Origin of the sequence: Pseudoclavibacter sp. VKM Ac-2867, assembly GCF_015351275.1 — a bacterium.
GTDB lineage: Bacteria > Actinomycetota > Actinomycetes > Actinomycetales > Microbacteriaceae > Pseudoclavibacter.
In genome coordinates, this window is the sequence record NZ_JADKSL010000004.1 from 64,308 (window position 1) to 83,782 (window position 19,475).

Annotated in this window: 22 protein-coding genes; 12 read left to right on the forward strand and 10 right to left on the reverse strand. The window is 68.4% G+C overall.

Annotated features, from left to right (window positions below):
- Nucleotides 1–7: 7 nt before the first annotated feature.
- Nucleotides 8–301, reverse strand: a complete 294-nt coding sequence (locus ITJ67_RS05740) for a hypothetical protein (protein ID WP_160073023.1) — start codon at nucleotides 299–301, stop codon at nucleotides 8–10.
- Nucleotides 302–619: 318 nt separating this feature from the next.
- On the opposite strand from ITJ67_RS05740, the gene ITJ67_RS05745 reads away from it, so the two are divergent.
- The 3 genes from ITJ67_RS05745 to ITJ67_RS05755 all read left to right on the forward strand — a co-directional run bounded on the left by ITJ67_RS05745 (nucleotide 620) and on the right by ITJ67_RS05755 (nucleotide 3,341).
- Complete coding sequence (locus ITJ67_RS05745) at nucleotides 620–1,150, forward strand: hypothetical protein (protein ID WP_160073025.1); 531 nt, start codon at nucleotides 620–622, stop codon at nucleotides 1,148–1,150.
- On the forward strand, nucleotides 1,147–2,328 hold the full coding sequence (locus tag ITJ67_RS05750) for a M23 family metallopeptidase (protein WP_194677035.1): 1,182 nt from the start codon (nucleotides 1,147–1,149) through the stop codon (nucleotides 2,326–2,328). Before ITJ67_RS05745 ends, ITJ67_RS05750 begins: the two co-directional genes overlap by 4 nt.
- A 116-nt stretch (nucleotides 2,329–2,444) precedes the next feature.
- Nucleotides 2,445–3,341, forward strand: coding sequence for an FHA domain-containing protein (locus ITJ67_RS05755; protein ID WP_194677036.1), 897 nt, complete (start codon nucleotides 2,445–2,447; stop codon nucleotides 3,339–3,341).
- 25 nt (nucleotides 3,342–3,366) lie between these two features.
- Here the strand turns inward: ITJ67_RS05755 and ITJ67_RS05760 are convergent, their stop codons facing one another.
- The 3 genes from ITJ67_RS05760 to ITJ67_RS05770 form a co-directional block, all read right to left on the reverse strand.
- A complete protein-coding gene (locus ITJ67_RS05760) occupies nucleotides 3,367–3,630 on the reverse strand; it encodes a glutaredoxin family protein (RefSeq protein WP_228502365.1) in 264 nt (87 codons plus the stop codon).
- A gap of 135 nt (nucleotides 3,631–3,765) precedes the next feature.
- On the reverse strand, nucleotides 3,766–3,864 hold the full coding sequence (locus tag ITJ67_RS05765; protein WP_082775156.1) for a 30S ribosomal protein bS22: 99 nt from the start codon (nucleotides 3,862–3,864) through the stop codon (nucleotides 3,766–3,768).
- Nucleotides 3,865–3,970: 106 nt separating this feature from the next.
- A complete protein-coding gene (locus tag ITJ67_RS05770; RefSeq protein WP_104243471.1) occupies nucleotides 3,971–4,183 on the reverse strand; it encodes a helix-turn-helix domain-containing protein in 213 nt (70 codons plus the stop codon).
- Between the two features lie 210 nt (nucleotides 4,184–4,393).
- Between ITJ67_RS05770 and ITJ67_RS05775 the strand changes: the two genes are divergently transcribed.
- Nucleotides 4,394–5,851: a TrkH family potassium uptake protein gene (locus ITJ67_RS05775; RefSeq protein ID WP_160073031.1), complete on the forward strand. Its 1,458-nt coding sequence runs from the start codon at nucleotides 4,394–4,396 to the stop codon at nucleotides 5,849–5,851.
- Complete coding sequence (locus ITJ67_RS05780) at nucleotides 5,844–6,512, forward strand: potassium channel family protein (protein WP_068478414.1); 669 nt, start codon at nucleotides 5,844–5,846, stop codon at nucleotides 6,510–6,512. The genes ITJ67_RS05775 and ITJ67_RS05780 overlap by 8 nt, the downstream gene beginning before the upstream one ends.
- On the opposite strand, the gene ITJ67_RS05785 is transcribed toward ITJ67_RS05780, so the two are convergent.
- Entirely contained in the window at nucleotides 6,505–7,494 is a 990-nt protein-coding gene (locus ITJ67_RS05785) for an Lrp/AsnC family transcriptional regulator (RefSeq protein WP_160073033.1), read from the reverse strand. The two genes, ITJ67_RS05780 and ITJ67_RS05785, sit on opposite strands and share 8 nt — an antisense overlap.
- A gap of 139 nt (nucleotides 7,495–7,633) precedes the next feature.
- Between ITJ67_RS05785 and ITJ67_RS05790 the strand changes: the two genes are divergently transcribed.
- Nucleotides 7,634–9,208, forward strand: a complete 1,575-nt coding sequence (locus ITJ67_RS05790; protein WP_194677037.1) for an AbgT family transporter — start codon at nucleotides 7,634–7,636, stop codon at nucleotides 9,206–9,208.
- A gap of 55 nt (nucleotides 9,209–9,263) precedes the next feature.
- Nucleotides 9,264–10,463: a M20 family metallopeptidase gene (locus ITJ67_RS05795; protein WP_160073037.1), complete on the forward strand. Its 1,200-nt coding sequence runs from the start codon at nucleotides 9,264–9,266 to the stop codon at nucleotides 10,461–10,463.
- 111 nt (nucleotides 10,464–10,574) lie between these two features.
- On the opposite strand, the gene ITJ67_RS05800 is transcribed toward ITJ67_RS05795, so the two are convergent.
- The 3 genes from ITJ67_RS05800 to proC all read right to left on the reverse strand — a co-directional run bounded on the left by ITJ67_RS05800 (nucleotide 10,575) and on the right by proC (nucleotide 14,539).
- Nucleotides 10,575–11,951 (reverse strand): CPBP family intramembrane glutamic endopeptidase, encoded by a 1,377-nt coding sequence (locus ITJ67_RS05800; protein WP_194677038.1) that lies wholly within the window; start codon nucleotides 11,949–11,951, stop codon nucleotides 10,575–10,577.
- A gap of 103 nt (nucleotides 11,952–12,054) precedes the next feature.
- Nucleotides 12,055–13,608 (reverse strand): J domain-containing protein, encoded by a 1,554-nt coding sequence (locus ITJ67_RS05805; protein ID WP_194677039.1) that lies wholly within the window; start codon nucleotides 13,606–13,608, stop codon nucleotides 12,055–12,057.
- Between the two features lie 91 nt (nucleotides 13,609–13,699).
- Entirely contained in the window at nucleotides 13,700–14,539 is an 840-nt protein-coding gene (proC, locus tag ITJ67_RS05810; protein ID WP_194677040.1) for a pyrroline-5-carboxylate reductase, read from the reverse strand.
- A 205-nt stretch (nucleotides 14,540–14,744) separates the two neighbouring features.
- Here proC and ITJ67_RS05815 point away from each other — a divergent pair, with 205 nt between their 5' ends.
- Entirely contained in the window at nucleotides 14,745–15,044 is a 300-nt protein-coding gene (locus ITJ67_RS05815) for a hypothetical protein (RefSeq protein ID WP_146080122.1), read from the forward strand.
- Between the two features lie 21 nt (nucleotides 15,045–15,065).
- Here the strand turns inward: ITJ67_RS05815 and ITJ67_RS05820 are convergent, their stop codons facing one another.
- Complete coding sequence (locus tag ITJ67_RS05820) at nucleotides 15,066–15,536, reverse strand: nucleoside deaminase (protein WP_416362310.1); 471 nt, start codon at nucleotides 15,534–15,536, stop codon at nucleotides 15,066–15,068.
- 72 nt (nucleotides 15,537–15,608) lie between these two features.
- On the opposite strand from ITJ67_RS05820, the gene upp reads away from it, so the two are divergent.
- The 4 genes from upp (at nucleotide 15,609) to ITJ67_RS05840 (ending at nucleotide 18,263) form a co-directional block, all read left to right on the forward strand.
- On the forward strand, nucleotides 15,609–16,244 hold the full coding sequence (upp, locus tag ITJ67_RS05825; RefSeq protein ID WP_104243489.1) for a uracil phosphoribosyltransferase: 636 nt from the start codon (nucleotides 15,609–15,611) through the stop codon (nucleotides 16,242–16,244).
- A gap of 384 nt (nucleotides 16,245–16,628) precedes the next feature.
- On the forward strand, nucleotides 16,629–17,324 hold the full coding sequence (locus ITJ67_RS05830) for a winged helix-turn-helix domain-containing protein (protein WP_160073047.1): 696 nt from the start codon (nucleotides 16,629–16,631) through the stop codon (nucleotides 17,322–17,324).
- A 221-nt stretch (nucleotides 17,325–17,545) separates the two neighbouring features.
- A complete protein-coding gene (locus ITJ67_RS05835; protein ID WP_228502366.1) occupies nucleotides 17,546–17,947 on the forward strand; it encodes a MarR family winged helix-turn-helix transcriptional regulator in 402 nt (133 codons plus the stop codon).
- Nucleotides 17,931–18,263, forward strand: a complete 333-nt coding sequence (locus ITJ67_RS05840) for an ArsR/SmtB family transcription factor (RefSeq protein ID WP_194677041.1) — start codon at nucleotides 17,931–17,933, stop codon at nucleotides 18,261–18,263. The genes ITJ67_RS05835 and ITJ67_RS05840 overlap by 17 nt, the downstream gene beginning before the upstream one ends.
- Before the next feature lie 66 nt (nucleotides 18,264–18,329).
- Here ITJ67_RS05840 and ITJ67_RS05845 read toward each other — a convergent pair whose 3' ends face one another.
- Nucleotides 18,330–19,445 carry a bifunctional 2-methylcitrate synthase/citrate synthase gene (locus tag ITJ67_RS05845; protein WP_194677042.1) on the reverse strand — a complete coding sequence of 372 codons (1,116 nt, stop codon included), beginning with the start codon at nucleotides 19,443–19,445 and terminating at the stop codon, nucleotides 18,330–18,332.
- Nucleotides 19,446–19,475 lie beyond the last annotated feature (30 nt).

Consider the following 19,475-nt stretch of genomic DNA (forward strand, 5'->3'; position numbering starts at 1 on the left):
CCCGGCATCAGACGAAGAAGCCGACGAGGCTGGTCGCCGCCGAGATGATGATGACGCCGCCGAGCGCCATGCCGATCTTCCCAGCGTGCTCGCCACCCTCGCCTCTGCGTGACTGGATCGCCATCATGGTGCCAGCGGCGATGAGGCCCAGGACGCACACGGCGAGCCCGATCCACTTCACCCAGCCGAGCAGCGTCGTGAGGCCCTCGGTGCCTGGAGGCTGCACGGGGTCGGGGTCGGGGAGCGTCGTGAGGCGCGCTGAAGCGTCGAGCAGCAGGTCGGTGAGTGCGGCGATCGTCATGGTCAGTGGTCTCCTGTCGAGATGAACGCGGGAACGCGCGATGAAGGGCAGCCCCCCTCACGGCGGGCTCGAGCCGTCGCCGGTCAGTCAGACCGCGAGCGCTCGAGTCAGCTCGCCATGGGCCCACCGGGGACGTGAGCCGGCAGGTCGACGACCTCGGACGGTCCGTCGGCGTTGTGCACCGGCTCGGTACAGGAATGGACTCTACGCACGGTCGACGGGGCTGCGAGGAGTTATCCACAGCCACGATCTGGGGGCTCCCCAGCCACCTAGATTGGTGCTCGCCGCAGCCGGTCTGCGGCGAGAAGGGGGTGCTCCATGCGCCGAAGGATCGCTGTCGCCGGGCTTGCCGCCATCGCCCTCGGTGTGAGCGCAGGCGTGAGCGGCTGCGCGCCCGCCGAGGTGCCGAGGCGCGCTCCAGCCAACGCTCCAGCTTCGCCATCCGTGCCGACGCAGCTCGTCCGTGGGCCGCAGGATGAGCACGTCGATACGCAGCCCCCTGGTCCGTCTCCGACGCATGACGAGGCCTCGGATGTGGAGGCTCTGGCCGTCGCCTCGGCCGCCATCGAGGCGTACCTCAGCCGCGAGATCCCGCGACGCACCTGGCTCGAAGCGCTGGAACCGCACCTCACGGCGTCGGCGATGGCAGCGCTGAGCTCGGTCGACCCCGCCACCATCCCCGGAGCCTCCCTGACCGCCGCGACATACCTCGAGCGCCACACGAGCGGGTACCTGGTTCACGCCACCGCACCGACCGGGTCGGGCTCCTACCGGCTTCTGCTCGTGCGCGACGGCAGCTCGGGGCCCTGGCTCGTCGCCGAGATCACGACCCGGGAGTCGAGCTCGTGAGCACCCGGAACGGCCTCTGGTGGGGCGTTGCGATGGTGGTCCTGCTCGCTCCCGGCCTCCTGCTCGGCGCTCTCGTGGTCGCAGCCATCGCGAGTACCTCGCTCGTGGGTGTGGCCGCCTGCGCGACGCCAGACTTCCCAATGCCGGGCGTCTTCTCCGACACCGAATCGAACTCGAGCGTAGGCATGGGGGCCGAGCCGGATTCCGCGGCACAGCTCGAGGTGAGCACCATGATCGGCGCAGATCAGGTCGATTTCGCCGGCGCCCAGCTGTCGAATGCGGCCCACATCCTGCTGGCGGGCCGCGAGGCTGGACTCGGCACGCGTGATCAGGTCACCGGCGTCATGACCGCGATCGGCGAGTCGACGCTGCTGGTCATCGACCACGGCGACGAGGCTGGCCCTGATTCACGTGGCCTGTTCCAGCAGCGCGACAACGGCGCATGGGGCAGCTATTCCGACAGGATGGACCCGCGCATCAGCGCGGACAACTTCTTCGCAGCACTGCTCGCGGTGACCGAGCGAGACGCGCTCACCCCCTCTGAGGCAGCTCACCGAGTACAGGGCAACGCCGATCCGGCGCACTACTCGAAGTACTGGCAGGCAGCCGTCGCAATCAGCGAGACGATCAGCGGTTCCAGCACGGACCTCGGCGACGGAGCACTCGCTTCCGGTGCCAGCGCAAGCGGCTCGGATGGCGATGGATGCGGTGCCGCAGGAGCAGGAGCAGCCGCCCTCGGCGGCGGCACCAGCACGGCGGTGAGTCCGGGCGGCTGGGCAGCTCCCGGCCTGGGCGGCATCACCGACACCTTCGGCAACAGGTTCCACCCGACCGACTTCGAGTGGCGCATGCACAACGGCATCGACCTCGCCGCCGGCGGCTGCGGGGGCCAGATCTGGGCCGCGCACTCGGGCACCGTCATCGAGGCCGAACCGGACAGCTCCGGCAACGGGACGATCGTCGTCGACCACGGCGGGGGTCTCATCACCAAATACCTGCACATGGAGGCGGACGGCTACCTCGTCGGGGTCGGAGCCACGATCGCGGCGGGGCAGCAGATCGGCATCACCGGCACCAGCGGGCAGTCGACCGGCTGCCACCTGCACTTCGAGGTGGTCGTCGACAACAGTCGCGTCGATCCTCTGCCGTTCCTGGCAACCCACGGGGTGAGCTTCTGATGGCGAGGAGGCGACGGTCCGACGCAGCCGAGCCGGGCATGGCGGTGCCCCGGTGGCCCCGCATCTCCGCGCGGCTCGGAGTGGGCGGCCAGGGGGAGTTGTCCTGGAACTCCGTAGTGCGCCGGATCTCCGCGTCGGATCGCGACGCGGCACGCGCCGCCATCGTCGCGCGGTGCACGCGCGTCGCGCAGACGATCGCACGCCCCGTCCGACTCGAGCTGCACGAGCGCGACCGGATGCGCGAGCTGGTGGTGCATCCGTCTGGCGCCGCGGAGCCCGGAGACACCGAGGACGGGTCCTACCGCACCGAGTCGGACCTCCCACCGCTGGTGGCGGTGACCGGCACGTGTCGCGCGTGCGGGTGCACGTCGAGCGCCGCAGACGCCCAGTGCCAGGGGTGCGGCATCCTGGAACCGCTGAGTCGAAATGCCGATACCCCGCCCAGAGATCTGAGGGCAGCTCCCGGCGAGGACGGTGCGGACGAGCGCCGGCGGACCGGCAGACGCGAGCTCCGCCGAGAAGAGCCGCAGCCACCTCAGCAGACGCAACCGCCGAGGCAACTGCCCGCACCATCGCCCTCGCCCGCATCCTCGCCCTCGCCCTCGCTTTCCCGACGTTCCCGAGAGAGATCCAGGCAGCAGGGGTCAGCTCGCGCGTCTTCACGACGGCCGGTTTCTCCTCGAGCCCTTGTCATCGAGTTCGACGACGACTCTCGCGCGGTCCTCGCGGGCAGCGCGGCCCTTGGACGCAACCCGTCACCCGTCGACGGCCGCATCCCGGTTCGTGTCGACAGCCGAGACAGCACGGTCTCTCGCACCCACGCGCTCGTCGACGTCGACCACGCCGGTCGCATCCTCGTCACCGACTACCACTCGACGCACGGCGTGCACCTCAGTGGGAGACACATCTCGACGTTCGTGCCGGGCGTCGTGTACCGCGTCCCCGACGGCGCGCAGCTTCGACTCGGCGACGTCCTCTGCCGCGTGAGCACCGAGGCCACCGCCGCGAGCTGAGTGCACTCGCAGCGACCGGCCGGGCCTACGTACGTGCCGCCGCCGCGAGCGCGACGTCCAGCCGCTCGGCCTCCACGAACCACTGCGAGTGCTGCACCCCATCGACGAGGACGACCGGGATGAGCTCGCCATACTGCTGCTGCAGGGCCTCATCGTCGAGGATGCTGAGCACCGACAGCGCCGCGCCGTGACGAGCCGTCACCTCCCGCACCACTGGTTCAGCCTGCTCGCACAGGTGACACCCCGGCTTGCCCAGGAAGGTGACCATCGGAACGCGCGCATCCGTCATGCCTCGAGTCTCGCAGACGAGCGTCCTGAGACGGCAGGCCCGCAGGTCACCGCCAGTCGAGCACTCGACCGGCGAACCGGCCCCTTAACGCAGAAAACGCCTGACCCGAGGGCCCGGCGCTCTGCGTCGTCGCGACTACTTCTTGTTGCGACGCTGGTGGCGAGTCTTGCGAAGCAGCTTGCGGTGCTTCTTCTTCGCCATGCGCTTGCGGCGCTTCTTGACTACTGAACCCATAGGAACATCCTTTATCTACAAGTACGAGGTGTGCGCAGCGGTAGGCTGCGGCATCGCTCGCGCCAGCTTACACGTCACCTGCCGGTAACCCTGTGTCCAGCGGAACTCAGGCAGTGTGCTGGTCGAGCTCATCTCCGCGGCCGGACTGCTTGATGGCCTCGGAGACCGCCGACTCCGGCACCCGGAACGAGCGGCCGAAGCGCACCGCGGGAAGTTCACCGGAGTGCACGAGTCGGTACACCGTCATCTTCGAGACCCGCATGAGTTCTGCCACCTCGGCAACGGTCAGGAACCGCACATCAGACAGGTCGTTTGCCATGTGTTGCAGCTCCAAGGTGACAGATGATCCGCGCGTTACGGAAGTGAAGTGAGTGTCAATTGAACACCTTATGGCCCAGAGCACTGCAGAAACAAGGTCCAGAGCGAATCATGCCGTGCCACGGATTCGCGATTCCACCCGCGAGGAGTAGCATGACCGACGCCTCGCGCACGCGCGGCGTCGTCGTCGGTGCAGTGAATTGGGGATGGGATGCGCACTCCGCGGGCCTCGAGCATCCCCGCACCTGTGGACACGGATGGGCTGCTGCGGCGCATCGTCGCGGCCATCGGCCGGAAGATCGACGACTTCGCCCATCACACGCCGTCCCGGTTCGCGGTCATCATCTTCACGAGCATCATCCTGCTGTGGACGACGATCTACATGCTGCCGATCTCCTCAGCCGACGGAACCATGACTCCGTTCCACGAGGCGCTCTTCACCGCCGTCTCCACGATCTGCGTCACTGGCCTCTCCGTGGTCGACATGGCCACCCACTGGTCGGGCTTCGGCCACTTCATGGTGTGGCTCGGCATGCAGGTCGGGGCCATCGGAGTGCTGACGCTCGCGAGCATCATGGGCGCGATCGTCACACGGCGCCTCGGGCTGCGGCAGAAGCTCGTCGCGGCGAGCGACAGCAACGCGCTGCGCACGCACGCCGGCCCCGTCTCCGAATCGCAGGCGGTGAAGCTGGGCGACATCGGCGGGATCCTCGCGACCGTCGCGATCTCGCTCGTCATCATCGAGACGATCATCGCGATGCTCATCATCCCGCGCCTCCTGATCGCCGGTGAGCCGCTCTGGGACGCGATCCTCGACGGCTTCTTCTGGGCGACGTCGGCGTTCACCAACACGGGGTTCATGCCGACGAGCAGCGGCATAGCGCCCTTCGCGACGGACGTGTGGATGCTCACATGCCTCGCGACGGCCGTCTTCCTCGGCAGCCTCGGCTTCCCCGTCATCTTCGCCCTCACGCGCTGGGTGAAGACGAAGCAGCGCATCTCGGTGCACGTGAAGCTGACCATCTCGACGACCGTGCTGCTCTTCGTGCTCGGCGCGGTCGCGATCTACTTCCTCGAGGGCGACAACCCCCAGACGATCGGTGCGCAGGACCCGTGGTTCCGGCCGGTGACGGCTGGCTTCATGTCTGCCATGACCCGCTCAGGCGGCTTCTCCACGATCGACCTCGCCGACGCAGACCCCGCCACCATGCTCGCCATGCAGATGCTCATGTTCGTGGGTGGCGGCAGCGCATCCACGGCGGGTGGAATCAAGGTGACGACCCTCGCGATCCTCTTCCTCGCAGCCTTCGCCGAAGCGAGGGGCGTCAACGACATCCAGGCGTTCGGCCGCCGCATCCCGAACGACGTGCTGCGCCTCGCCGTCAGCGTGACGCTCTGGGGGGCGACGATCGTGGCGGTCTCCTCGATCTCCCTCATGCACTTCGCCTCGGTGCCGTTCGACGAGGCGATCTTCGAGGCGATCAGCGCATTCGCCACCTGCGGCCTCTCGACGGGTCTCACAGGGGACCTGCCCGAGCAGGGCGCGTACATTCTCTCCATCACTATGTGGCTCGGCCGCGTGGGCACGGTCACCATGGCCGCCGCGCTCGCTTCCAGCGAGCACAAGCAGCTGTTCAGGCTGCCCGAAGAAAGGATCATCGTTGGGTGAGCCGATTCCACACAATGCGCCGGTGCTCGTCATCGGCCTCGGCCGGTTCGGCGCTGCGACCGCGGGCCAGCTGCAGCGTCAGGGTCGCGAGGTGCTCGCGGTCGACACCGACGAGGGACTCGTCCAGAAGTGGGCGGAGCGGGTGACGCATGCGGTGCAGGCGGATGCGCGGAACATCGAGGCCCTGCGGCAGATCGGCGCGCACGAGTTCGCGGTCGCCGTCGTCGCGGTCGGCACGTCGCTCGAGTCGAGCGTGCTCGTCACGGCGAACCTCTCCGACCTGAAGGTGCCGCAGATCTGGGCGAAGGCGATGTCGGCGACACACGGCAAGATCCTCGGCCGCATCGGCGCGCACCACGTCATCTACCCGGAGCGCGAGGCTGGCGAGCGCATCGCGCACCTGCTCTCGGGGCGCATGCTCGACTTCATCCAGTTCGATGACGACTTCGTGCTCGTGAAGCTCTACCCGCCGAAGGCGATCCGGGGCGTCCCCCTCATGGAGTCCGGCGTTCGCACGAAGTACCGGGTGACGGTCGTCGGGGTGAAGAGCCCGGGCAAGCCCTTCACCTACGCGATGGCGGACACGGTCGTCTCGAACCACGACCTCGTGATCGTGTCCGGCTCGGCCTCCGATGTGGAGCGCTTCGCGGCGCTCACGTAACCGCCCCGGCGACCCACGGCACGTGACCCGTCCTGCGCTGATCGCTGTCGAAGACGTGTCCCATGCGCTTGCTGTAGTGGAGCATGATGCTGCGCTCGACGACCCGCACGTCGCCATCCTGCACGATCTGCATCTCCACATCCGGCGCCTCAGCCAGTGAGCTCAGCCAGACGATCGCGTACAGGTTCGCGCTGCCTCCCGCGAGCGCCGCGCAGGCACGCACCGACTGGCGCTGGCTGATGCGGGCCGCGGCACTGTAGAGGCGGCCAGCCGGCACGACCATCCACAGCACGAGCGAGTATGGCCAGCGAGGCTGCTCGAGCTGCACGTCGATGCGCTGCACGATGTGTCCCGACCGCACGGCGCGGTGGACGAACCTTCTCGCGTGAGCTTCCGAGACGCCAAGTGCCGATGCCAGCTCGCTGCTCGGCGCGCGACCGTCGCGCTCGAGGACGCTGATGGCCGTCGCCAGGGCGGGTGAGAGCGGCGACGGCGCTGACGTGCCTCCGTCCCTGGCCTCGACGGGCCGGGAGGAGACGCCGAACCCGGACCGCCAGTGCGAGCCGTCGAGGAACATCCGAGTGACGAGCATGGTTCGCATGCGTGCGACATCGGCGTGCGAGGTGAGGCCGACACGCAGGAACCGGCGCAGCTCGTGCACGTCGGGGACGAGAACGGTGAGCATGAGGTCGTGATCGCCGGTGATCTCGGCGATGGTCACGACCCTCGGGTGGGTGACGAAGGCGTTGATGACGGTCTCGACCGACCCTGGCCGACATTGCACCGCGACGATGGCGGTGACGACCCCGGAGTTCCAGCCGACGTGCGTGGTGACCCAGGCGGACTCCTCGGCGTGGAGACGTTCCCATCTGCGCCGGGCGGTCGGGGCGCTGACTCCGATCGTCTGCCCGATCTGCGCCCATGGAGCGCGCGGGTCCTCCTGCATGACGTCGATGAGCGCGAGGTCCGATTCGGACAACACCGGGGACAGTTCTCGCGGTTTGAGATCCATATCGAACATCTTGGACCAACTTGGTGGCCGATGCGACCAACGTAACACTGCCGTAAAGCACAATCAGAACACTCAGGACAGCGAAGTCCCCTCGAACATCGGAGTGCTCATGACTCGGACTGACACCACGGAGCTCACGCTCGCGGAGGCGCCAGGACTCAGCGGAAGGATGCTGCGCGGCGTTGAGCGCGTCGGCAACCGACTCCCGCATCCGTTCTTCCTCTTCCTCATCCTCGCCGGCCTCGTCGCCGTCGCCTCGGCCATCGCGGCGGGGCTCGGGGCGACGACGATCGACCCGGCGACCGGCGAGGTCATTCCCATCCGAAGCATCCTCTCGGCGGAGGGCCTCGTCTACGCGGTCTCGACGGCGATCGAGAACTTCATCACGTTCCCGCCGTTCGGCCTCATCATCACGGTCATGCTGGGCATCGGCGTCGCCGAGCGCACTGGCCTCCTGAGCACGTTCATGCGTGCCACGGTGCTGTCCGCGCCCAAGTGGGCCGTCACGTACGTCGTCGTCTTCGTGAGCCTCATGGGCAACCTCGCCTCGGACACGGCCGTCATCATCCTTCCCCCACTCGCTGCAGCGGCCTTCCTCGCCGCGGGCCGGCACCCGCTCGCCGGGTTCATCACGTCATACGCGGCTGTCATCGCCGGGTTCAGCGCCAACGTGGTCCCTGCGGGCACCGACGTGCTCATGTCGGGCATCACGACGAGCGCCGCCCAGATCGTCGAACCGGGTGCCGAGGTGTCGGTGCTGGCGAACTACTACTTCTTCGCCTCTTCGACCGTGATCCTCTCCATCACGATCACGTTCGTCTGCCAGCGCTTCCTCGAACCGAAGCTCGGCACCTTCGTGCCCCCGAAGAACACGCTCCTTCCGAGCGCGCTCACCCCCGACTCCGAAGCAGGACCGGCGACCAGCAAGGAGCGTCGCGCGCTCCTCATCGCCACGGTGGCGATCGTCGCCTACCTCGCGGTCCTGGTGGTCCTCCTCCTGCTGCCAGGTTCCGCCCTGCAGGGTGAGGGTGGCGCGATCCTGCGCTCGCCGTTCATGTCGAGCATCCCGATCTTCATCCTGTTCATGTTCCTCGTCGGTGGCGTCACGTACGGCATCTCTGCCGGAACCCTCACCAGCTGGGCACAGGTGCCCAGCATGATGACGGAAGCGGTCAAGGAGCTCGTGCCGTTCATCGTCGTCATCTTCACGGCGGCGCAGGCCATCGCCTGGTTCTCGTGGTCACAGATCGGCCTGCTCCTCGCCACGGGCGGTGCTGACGCGATGGAGGCGACGGGTCTCGGCGGCATCGGCGGCCTCATGATCTTCAGCATCTTCGTGTTCGTCCCCGCGCTGCTGCTCACCAGCGGTTCGGCGCTCTGGACCCTGCTCGCGCCGATCTTCGTGCCCATGTTCATGCTCAACGGCGTCGACCCCGCCTACGTGCAGGCGGCGTTCCGCATCACCGACTCCGCCTCGAACCCGCTCGTGCCGATGAACCCGCTGCTGCCGGTGGTCCTGGGCCTCATGCAGAAGTGGGCGCCGAAGGGTGGACTCGGCACGCTGTTCAGCCTCGTCATGCCGTTCACGATCGCGATCTGGGGGGTCTGGCTGCTGCAGCTGCTCGTCTGGGGAATCTTCGAGCTTCCCGTCGGCCCCGGCCACTCCCTCATGATGGGCGGCTGATGTGCACGCCTGGCCACTCGACCATGACCCCGACCCCACTGGAGGAACACCCAGCATGAACATCAGCACCGACCACGTGCCCGCGATCGTCGACGAGCTGAGCGCACAGCTGCCAGCGCGACTGCCTCTGCTCGTCGACGTCGCCGCCGACCTGCACGCGAACCCCGAGATCCGCTTCACCGAGGTGCACGCCGCAGCCAGGCTCACGTCCGAGCTCGAGTCGGCGGGCTTCGCCCTCGAGCGAGGCTTCGCCGGCCTCGACACGGCCTTCGTGGGCCGTTGGTCGACGCCCGATGCGGGTGAGGGCACCCCGACGATCGCCGTGTTCTGCGAATACGACGCCCTCGAGGGCATCGGGCATGCGTGTGGCCACAACATCATCGCGGCGAGCGGGCTCGGTGCGGGCATCCTGCTGAAGGACGCCCTGACCGCCGCCCCTGGCACTCCCGCCCATGTCGTCGTGATCGGCAGCCCTGGCGAGGAGGGGGCCGCAGGAAAGGTCCCGATGATCGAGGGCGGTGTGCTGGATGGCATCGACCTCGCGATCATGGTGCACCCGGCAGCGACGAACACTGTCGGCGGGTCGACGCTGTCGCGGGTGGCCCTCGACGTCACGTTCACCGGGCGCGCCAGCCACGCTGCCGCGAGCCCCGAGACGGGGATCAACGCACTCGACGCCTCCACGCTGTCGCTGACCGCGATCGGGCTGCTCCGACAGCAGCTGACCGACGATGCACGTGTGCACGCCATCGTCACCGATGGCGGCCAGGCGCCGAACATCATCCCCGAGCGCTCGGCGCTGCGCATCTTCGTGCGCGCCAATGACCGGGACCATCTGCTGGAGAACATCGTGCCGAGGGTTCGCGCCTGCTTCGAAGGGGCAGCGATCGCAACCGGGTGCACGGTGCTGATCGAGGAGAACACCCCCGCCTACTACTCACTCATCTCGAACCCGGTGCTCGCCGACATCGCAGGCACTGCCTACGAGCGGCTCGGCCGCATGGTGACGGAAGAGCCCATAACGGGCTCCACCGACATGGGCAACGTCAGCCATGTCGTGCCCTCCATCCACCCGATGATCCAGCTCATTCCCGACGGGGTCACGCACACGAGGGAGTTCGCTGAGGCAGCGGATGGCCCGAATGCCTCGGTCACGATCGCCGACGGCGCGGCCATGCTCGCTGCGACTGCACTCGCCGTCTTCCGCGAACCGAGTCTCGCGGTCGAGGCGAAAGCGGCATTCGACGCACGCTGATCGATCCTGCGGCGGCTCCTGGACGCTGCTGCGACGAAGCCCCTCGGATGGACACTGGGTCCATCTCGAGGGGCTTCGTCGTGCCCGAGCGTCCGAGCCGAGCGGCGGGCGCTACTCGCGGCCCCGGTTCGTGTCGGCTGGCGGCGTCGAGTCCGACTGCTGCTGCTGACCGAGGTTCGGCGCCTGGCCGTCGTGCTGCGCCGGAGCCTGACCGTACTGCTGCGCCGGTGCCTGACCGTGAGCCTGACCGTACTGCTGCGCCGGTGCCTGACCGTGAGCCTGACCGTACTGCTGCGCCGGCACCTGGCCATGCTGCTGGTTCGGGACCTGACCGTGGACCTGGCTGTCCTGCTGCACCGGGGCCCGGCCGTAGGTCTGCCCGTAACTCTGACCGGGCAACTCGCCGTAGGTCTGCATCGGCTGCTGCGCGGCCTGCTGGGCGAGCTGCGCCTGCTGCTGCGCGTACAGCTCGTAGGCGGCGCGCGCCGCTTCCTCCTTGCGCTGCTTGGCGGTCACGAGCGGCGCCGTCGTCGTCTCGATGCCTTCCTTCCTGGCACGCCAGATGACAAACGCCGCGACGATCGCGAGGAACGCGGCAGGGAGGAGCATGATCGGGCCGCCCGCACCCTCCGAGCGGTCGATGCCCTCGCTGAGCTGACCGGTGAGCACGGAAGGGATGAACAGCATGACGTTGTTGGCCGCGTGGATGAGCACCGCGCTCTCGAGCCCACCCGTGTACTTGACGGTGACCGACATGATGACGCCGAAGAAGAAGTAGTACCCGATGAGCCACCAGTCGCCGGCACCGTGCGCGAGGCAGAACAGCGTCGCGGAGACCGCGGTCCCGATGATGAAGGACAGCTGCGGTGAAGCGAACCAGGAGCCGGCCGCGCGCTGGAAGCCGCCGCGCGCCACGTACTCCTCCGACGCTGCCTGGAAGGGCGTCGTCAGCAGCACGAACACGAGCATGAGCATCGCCGTGCCGTCGATGTTGACCTCGGCTGGCTCGAGCAGGAACAGCCCAGCCGAGTAGACCGCGAAGACCGGGACGATGACCAGAGCGAGCTTGCGGAACCACGCCCACCGGAAGCGGCCCGTGACCGACGAGATCGTGCCCGGCCGGACGCCGAAGAGCATCCGCTGGCCGAGGTACGCCAGCGGGAGGAGCGCCGCGAGCGCCAGGTTGTTCGTCACGAAGATCGCGGGCGTCATGGGGACGATGCCGCTCTCGACGGCGTCCATGAGCTGCTGCTGGCCGATCTCCCCGGTCAGTGTCGAGATCAGGATTCCGAGACCGCCGATGGTCATGGAGCTGATGAAGAAGCCGACGACGAGGAACGCGATGAAGAGGAGCCCCCTCCACCATCCCTTGCCGCGCCCGATCGGGCTCAGCGCGTGGTCGTACGTGAGTCTGCTGTTGCCGGTTGCGGGTTGCTCGGTGAGCGGTGCACTGCCGGTCGGGGTCGGAGTCATGCCGTGGTTGCTCATGCTTCGACGGTATCGAGCAGCGGATGCCCGGGGATCAGCCGCACGAATGATTCCTCATCCGGTCCCTCCGCTGCGCGAGGGAGGCGCCCGGGGTGCGGCAGCGTCAGCGCTTGTGGGCGACGAGGTCGCGCAGGAGCAGCCGGTCGACGCGATTGCCGTCGCCGGCGAGCCAGTCGCCGACCTCGCGCAGCAGCGATTCCGTGGTGGCGAGCCTGACCCGCTGCCAGGTGAGCGCGTTGTCGACCTCGAGCGTCCCCTCGCGTTCCGCGACGACCGTCATCCACCCGCGCACGGCCGACATCTCGCCGAACAGCTCGTGGAATCGCTCGACGGCGTGCGGGAACTCCGCCGCGGGCGAGGAGAAGGCGACGCCATTGTGCGTGAGCTCGCCATCTGCCGAGATGCCGTAGGTGCCCGGCGCCCAGAGCTCGTCGTTGATGAGCGCCACCCGGCGGCCGCTGATGACCGCGTGCGCGATCGATCCGGTGCCCTGGCCCGGAACCCGGAGGCCATGCACGATGCGCACACCTGGGATGCGGAGCAGCTGGGCGAGGGGTTCGCCGACCGATCGCTGCGCGAGGAACGCCCGCATCGGGTTCGTCCCGCCCGCGGTTCCGCCGGCGTCCATGGCCGTCTGGCCTGGTTCACCCCAGACTCGCCTGCCATCTCCCGCCGGGGGCGCGGACTCGTTGGCGAGCTGGACGAGGAGTCGTTCGCGGGTCACCGCGACGCGGCGCTGCGTGAGGCCGGACCAGGCGAAGTAGCCGGACACCGCGGCCGCAAGGTAGATGGCCGCCTGCGCGAGCAGGCTCGCGAACGCCGGGTTCTGCATGCCAGCAGTCGTCGCGAACAGGGACATGACACCGAGCGTCGCCGACAGCACTCCCGCGACGACGGCCACCACGAGCGACACGAGCCACAGCACAAGAGCCCAGCGCTGTGCCCGGACACGCAGCCGCAGGGTCAGCCAAGCCGCGCTGACCGCCACGTAGGCGAGCACCGCGGGCCACATGGTCGGCTCCTCCCCCGGCCCGAACGTGGGAACCGTGAGGCGCACGAACGACGCGTCGACGAGGAGCAGGAGCGCACCGATGACGACGATGGCCGCATGCACCGAAACCGCCATCAGCTCACGGCGCGTGTACGGACGCTTCGCGGCGACGGCGGGCGGCCAGTAGGCGGGCTGCTCCGGCCAGCGCGTGCGGAACCACGCCATGCGCCGCACATCGAAGATCTGCGCGGGGATGCGCGACGGCGGCGGTGCGTCCCGCGTCGCCGGCTCGGCGTGGGCGCTGCGACGAGGAGCGGAGGCGGCCGAGTCGCGCTTCGCGCTGGCGCGAGGGGGTGTGCGGAATCGACCGCCGCCACCGGCTGAGCGCCTGCTCGTCGGCGCCCACTGCGTGCGCTGCTGGGTGCGGACACGACGCGAGCCACCGCCCGCGAGCCACGCGTCGTGTTCTCGCCGCGTCGTCTCGTCGGTCAGCACCTCGACCGCGAGTCGCACCCTGACGAAGTCGTCGGAGCTGCCGCCGAGGTCGGGGTGGGACTCTCGCTGCCTGGCACGCCCGACACGACGGACCTCTTCGAGGGACGCCGTTCTGGAGACGCCGAGCACGAGGTAGAGGTCTTCTGTGAAGACGTGCCGTCGACCGCTCATGGCCGCCCCTCCCGCTCCTGGTTCAAGTGCCCAAGCCTACGCAGTGATCGCCTCGTCGCCCGTCGCCGTGCGGGCGAGCGCGAGTGTGGACTCAGGAGTTCTCTGCGGCCAGCTCAGCGGATCGACGCCGATTGGCGTCGAACGCACGCTCGAAGAGGCCGGCGAGGTCGGCATCCTGCAGCTCCGCGACGGAGCGCTCAGTTGTTCCCTTGGGGCTCGTCACCCGACGACGCAGCTCGGACGGCTCGGTCGCGGGATCGCGGACCACCATGCCGACAGCGCCCTCGAACGTCCCGACGACCAGCTGCCTCGCGAGCTCCTCGTCGAAGCCGAGCCGCCTGGTCGCCTCGAGGTACTGCTCGATGAGGAGGAACACGTGGGCTGGTCCCGAACCGGAGACCGCGGCGAGCGCATCGATGCGGTCCTCGTCGATGGTGGCCACCCTGCCGACACTCTCGAAGAGCGCGACGGCGACTGCGAGCGCAGCCTCGCCTGTCGAGTCGTTCGCGGCGAGCCCCGTGACGCCGAGGCCGATGCTCGCGGGCGTGTTCGGCATCGAGCGCACGATCTGCGCCCCGTCGGGAAGACGTGCCGCGAGGCTCTCGAGACGCACGCCTGCCGCCACGGAGATGACAACCGCGTCCGGCTTGAGCGCCGGCGCGATCTCGTCGAGCAGCTCACCGATCAGGTAGGGCTTGACGCCAAGGACGACGACGTCAGCCTCTTCGACAGCGGCGAGGTTCGCACGCGCATCGGACTCGAGGGCCGTCGTCGTGACCCGGCCGTCGCTCTCGCCTGCCGCCGCGGAGGCCGCTGACCTCGTCGTGACGTGGACCCGCGCCCCTTCGCCGAGGGGCGCATCCAGCAGCCCGCGCAGGATCGCGCCGTTCATGTTGCCGCCGCCGAGGAACGCATAGGTGAGTGCCGTCATACCGGGATTGTACGGACGCACCACCGACATTCGCCCGCCGTGCACCCTCGCGCGCCGCCGCAGACACGGGCCAGGTCGAAGCCGCCCCGGCGTCGCGACTGTACGGATGCACCATGAAGGACGCCGCGATGCAGCACCTGCTCTGAGAGGCGCCAAGGTGGCCTCGGTATGCTGGCCGTTACTCGTCACCGTCGAAGGGGAACTCGTGCCGAATCAGGAACTCGCCGCACACATTCGCGAACTGCTGCTCGAAAACGTGCACGTGGGCGAGGTGCTCCAGGTGCGCAGCGTGGAAGTCGATGACCGGGTGACGCTCGTGGGAGTCCGCGTCTCGGTGCTGAACCTCCCGCAGGTGCTCGATCTGCCTCCGGTCCTCGCTCAGCTCCGCGCGCTCGTGCGCGAGGCCGCCCCGCATGCGGAGTCGATCTTCGTCGAGCCCGACGTGACCGAGCGACACAACGTGCACGTGAGCACCGAGTCGATCGTCATCCGCTCCGTCGACTGACCCGCGCGGGCACCGCGGCGCTCAGTCGCGGAAGAAGCCGCGCACGAGTGCCGCGCATTCCGCTTCGCGCACCCCGGCGATGACCACAGCACGCTCGGGGAGCCTCCGGTCGCGCACGAGGTCGTAGCGCGAGCCGACGGCGCCGGCCTTGTCGTCCCAGGCGCCGTAGACGAGCGTGCCGACTCTCGAGGAGAGGATCGCCCCCGCACACATGGCGCAGGGTTCGAGCGTGACGACGAGCGTGCATCCGTCGAGTCGCCAGCCACCGAGGCGCTCGGCCGCACGCCTGAGCGCGAGCACCTCCGCGTGCCCCGTCGGGTCCCCGGTCAACTCCCGCTCGTTGTGCGCCGTGGCGATGACCTCGCCCGCAGCGTCGGTCACAACCGCACCGATGGGGACGTCAGCGCTCGCGAGCGCCAGCTCGGCCTCACCGAGGGCGATTCCCATGAGCTCATGCAGGCGCTCGTCGACGTGGAGTGGCACGCCGCCCATCTTCCCATCACGGCCCCGACCTCATCGACCGGATGTCACCGGGACGCCTCCAGCATCGTTACTCTGTATTTCATGCGCCTGCACGTAGCTGACCACCCGCTCATCACCCACAAGCTCTCGGTGCTGCGGGACGAGAAGACCTCGTCGCAGCAGTTCCGCTCGCTGGTCGAAGAGCTGGTGACCCTCCTCAGCTACGAGGCGACCCGAGACGTCCGCACCGAGTCGTACGAGCTGCAGACCCCGGTCGCGAAGACCACTGGCCTGCGCATGACCGACCCCGTGCCCCTGGTCGTCCCGATCATCCGCGCTGGCCTCGGCATGCTCGACGGGTTCCTGAAGCTCGTCCCCAACGTCGAGGTCGGCTTCCTCGGCATGCGCCGCAACGAGGAGACGCTGCAGCCGGAGACCTACGCCAAGCGCCTCCCCGAGAACCTCGCGAACCGCCAGTGCTTCGCCCTCGACCCGATGCTGGCGACAGGAGGTTCACTTGTCGCCGCGATCGACTTCCTGTTCGACGCAGGGGCAGTCGATGTCACCGCCATCTGCATCGTCGCATCCCCGGAAGGCATCGAGAAGATGCGGGAAGCGTTCGCCGACAAGAACGTCACGGTGGTCGTCGGAGCCCTCGACGAGGGACTCAACGAGGACGGCTTCATCGTGCCCGGCCTCGGCGATGCCGGCGATCGCCTCTACGGCGTCGCGGAATAAACTTCGCGTCATCTGTTGACATGTGCCGTCACGAGGAAAGATACTGGCGGCATGACGAACCTCTCGCGCACCCTGACCGCCATTTCGGCGACGGGAACCGCTGGCATGATGATGCCCAGCAGCGTGATGTGCTGTCGAATGTGCCGCTGACTCCGGAACTCAACCTCCGTCGAGTCGCCGCATTTTCCGTCCCCTTCTCTCATGATGGCCTGCCCATGAAGAAGGAACCCTGCGCCCCTTGGGCCAGCGCGGTCGCGCTGCACTCTGCACCCGACTGCATCCCGCCGAGGCTCCAGCCCCTCGGCACCGTCCGCGAACCGTCGCGGGCAGCACCCGCCAGCAGGTGGGTGCCATGAGCATCATCACCTCGAAGGACTTCCTCCCATGTCGCTTGCCACCGACTTCCGCCGCCCTCGCACCCTGAATGCCGTGACCCAGATCCCAGAAACCCCTCGCCCCGCCTATGTCCAGGCGGTCCCCGCCGCGCCTGAAGCGCGCGGCTTCGTCCTCTACGTCGGCCTCGATGAAGCGAAGGCCACCCTCGACGGGACCACGCTCACCGAGCTCGTCGAAGCGCTCAAGCGCGTCACCGCCGAGGTCGCCCCGCACGCCGAGACGCACGCAGCCGTCGCCCTTGCTCCGAAGGGCGCCGGCGGTCGCGATGTCGACGTCGTCCGCCTCGCACTGCAGGACCCCCAGGCGCTCGCCGCCCGCGGGGTCGAGGAGGACCACCTGCCTGACTCCGCCGAGGGGGTCACGATCGACACGACTCGGAAGCGCGTGAGCGTCTCCGGCGAGAACGCGGGCCTCACGTACAAGGAGTTCGAGCTCCTCCAGGCGCTGGTGCTGCGCGAGGGACGCACCGTCGACCGCACCGAGATCATCGACATCCTGTGGCGCGACAGCGACGAGGAGCGCCCGAACGAACGCACCATCGACGTGCACGTCCGCCGCCTCCGCTCCAAGCTGGGCGCTTACGGAGACATCGTCCGCACGGTCCGCGGCACGGGCTACCGCTTCGATCGTCACGCCGACGTCGAGGTGCTCTACCCGAACGCGCAGTCGCCCGACCGCCTCTGATCGGTCTGGGAGCATCCCCCCGGATCAAGGCCTCTGCGCCGGATTGCGGTGAGTGGATGCGGCCTCGCTCGCCGCGTGGTCGCGCCGGATTCCGTCGCCTGATGTACTGGCCAGTACACTGCAACGGAACCTGACGAGACGACGAAGCTGGAGGCCCGATGCCGACGACGAGCAACCCAGTGGAGGCTTGGGAGTCTCTCTTCCGCGCCCAGGTCTCGATAATGCGAGAACTCCGCGGCGAGTTCTCGAGCAATTCCTTGTCGATGAACGAGTACGACGTGCTCTTCAACGTCGTTCGGGAACCACAGGGACGCATCCGCCTCCGCGACCTGAATCGCAACGTGCTGATCACGCAGTCCTCGGTGTCGAGGCTCGTCGATCGACTGGTGCAACGCGGGTTCCTCGTGAAGATCGACGACAGGCTCGACCTGCGATCGACGCTCATCGAGGTCACACCGGAAGGCCGCGCCGAGTTCACGCGTGCGGCTCGCACGCACATGCGCAATATCCAGGAGCGGATGACCAGCTCGCTCGACGCCGACGAGCTCCGCACCCTGCAGCACCTCTGCACGAAGCTCCGCGTCGGCCAGACGGGTGGTCGCGGGCGTGACTTCGGCGCCTGATTTCGCGTGGGCCGGTGCTGCGTCCGCAGCACCGCTTGATGCGGCGACCGCCAACGCGCTCGCACACGGACTCCAGGTGCTCGCCGACCCGACCCGACTGCGCATCCTGTCTCTTGTCGCCGCGAATCCAGACCGGCCCACGACCGTGACGGAACTCGTCTCGGCGCTCGGATGCGCGCAGTCGACCGCCTCGCACCACCTGCGGATCCTCGTCGATGGCGGGTATCTCACCTACGAGCGCAGCGGCACGTGGGGACTGTATCGCCTCGAGGCGACGAAGCTCCAGGCGACATCGGCGAGCATCCGCCCTCGCTGAGCCCGGCCCTGAGCCTCCCCACAGTCGCAACCCGCGAGACTCGGGGTGGCCGGCGGCTGGCCCGCTTCAGCCCTCGAGGTGGCGCTCGTCGACGCCGTTGTACACGGCAAGCGGGCGGATGAGGGAGTTGGCTCCGGCCTGCTCCATGATGTGAGCCGTCCATCCCGTGATGCGCGCCGCGGCGAACAGGGGCGTGAACGTTGGGGTGTCGAAGCCCATGAGGTGGTAGACGGGACCCGCCGGATAGTCGAGGTTCGGCTTGATGCCCTTCCGCTCGCCGAAGCTCTGCTCGAGCGCCTCGGAGAGCTCGAGCAGGTCACGCCGATCGTAGTGCTCAGCGAGGCGCTCGAGGGCCGCGTGCATGGTGGGAACGCGTGAGTCGCCGTTCTTGTACACGCGGTGCCCGAATCCCATGATCTTCTTCTTGTTCGCGAGGGCGTCGTCGAGCCAGGCTTCGACGTTGGCCGCATCGCCGATCTCCGCGAACGTGTGCATGACCGCTTCGTTCGCGCCGCCGTGCAGGGCGCCCTTGAGCGCGCCGATAGCACCGACGACCGCCGAGTAGAGGTCTGCCGTGGTCGACGTGATGACGCGTGCCGTGAAGGTGGAGGCGTTGAAGGAGTGCTCGGCGTACAGCACCATCGAGACACGGAAGGCATCTACGACCTCGGGGGCGGCCTCTTCCCCGAACGTCATCCAGAGGAAGTTCTGCGAGTAGTCGAGGTCGTCGCGAGGCTCGACGAGCTCCAGGCCGTGCCTGCGGCGCTGGTCGTAGGCCACGATCGCGGGGAGCGCCGCGAAGAGGGCCTTCGCCTTCGCGAGCTCCGCCTCGGGCGACGGGTCGTCCGCGTCTGGGTCGTTGGCGCCGATGACGCTCACGGCCGTCCGCACGACGTCCATGGGATGCGCCGTGACAGGCAGGACATCGATGATCGAGCGCACGTTGTCGGCGAGCGCACGGCCCGAGCGCTCCTGCGCCACGAACTCGGCGAGTTCCGCGTCGCTCGGCAGCTCGCCTCCCCACAGCAGCAGAGCGACCTCCTCGAAGCTCTTCTGCGCCGCGAGCTCCTGCACCGGGTAGCCGCGGTAGAGCAGGGAGTTGGTCTCCGGGTTGACCTTCGAGATGGCGCTGTAGTCGACGGGCACCCCTGCGAGTCCCTTGTAGATCTCCTGCTCAGTCATCGTTGACCTGCCCTTCCTTGTGTGGCGAAC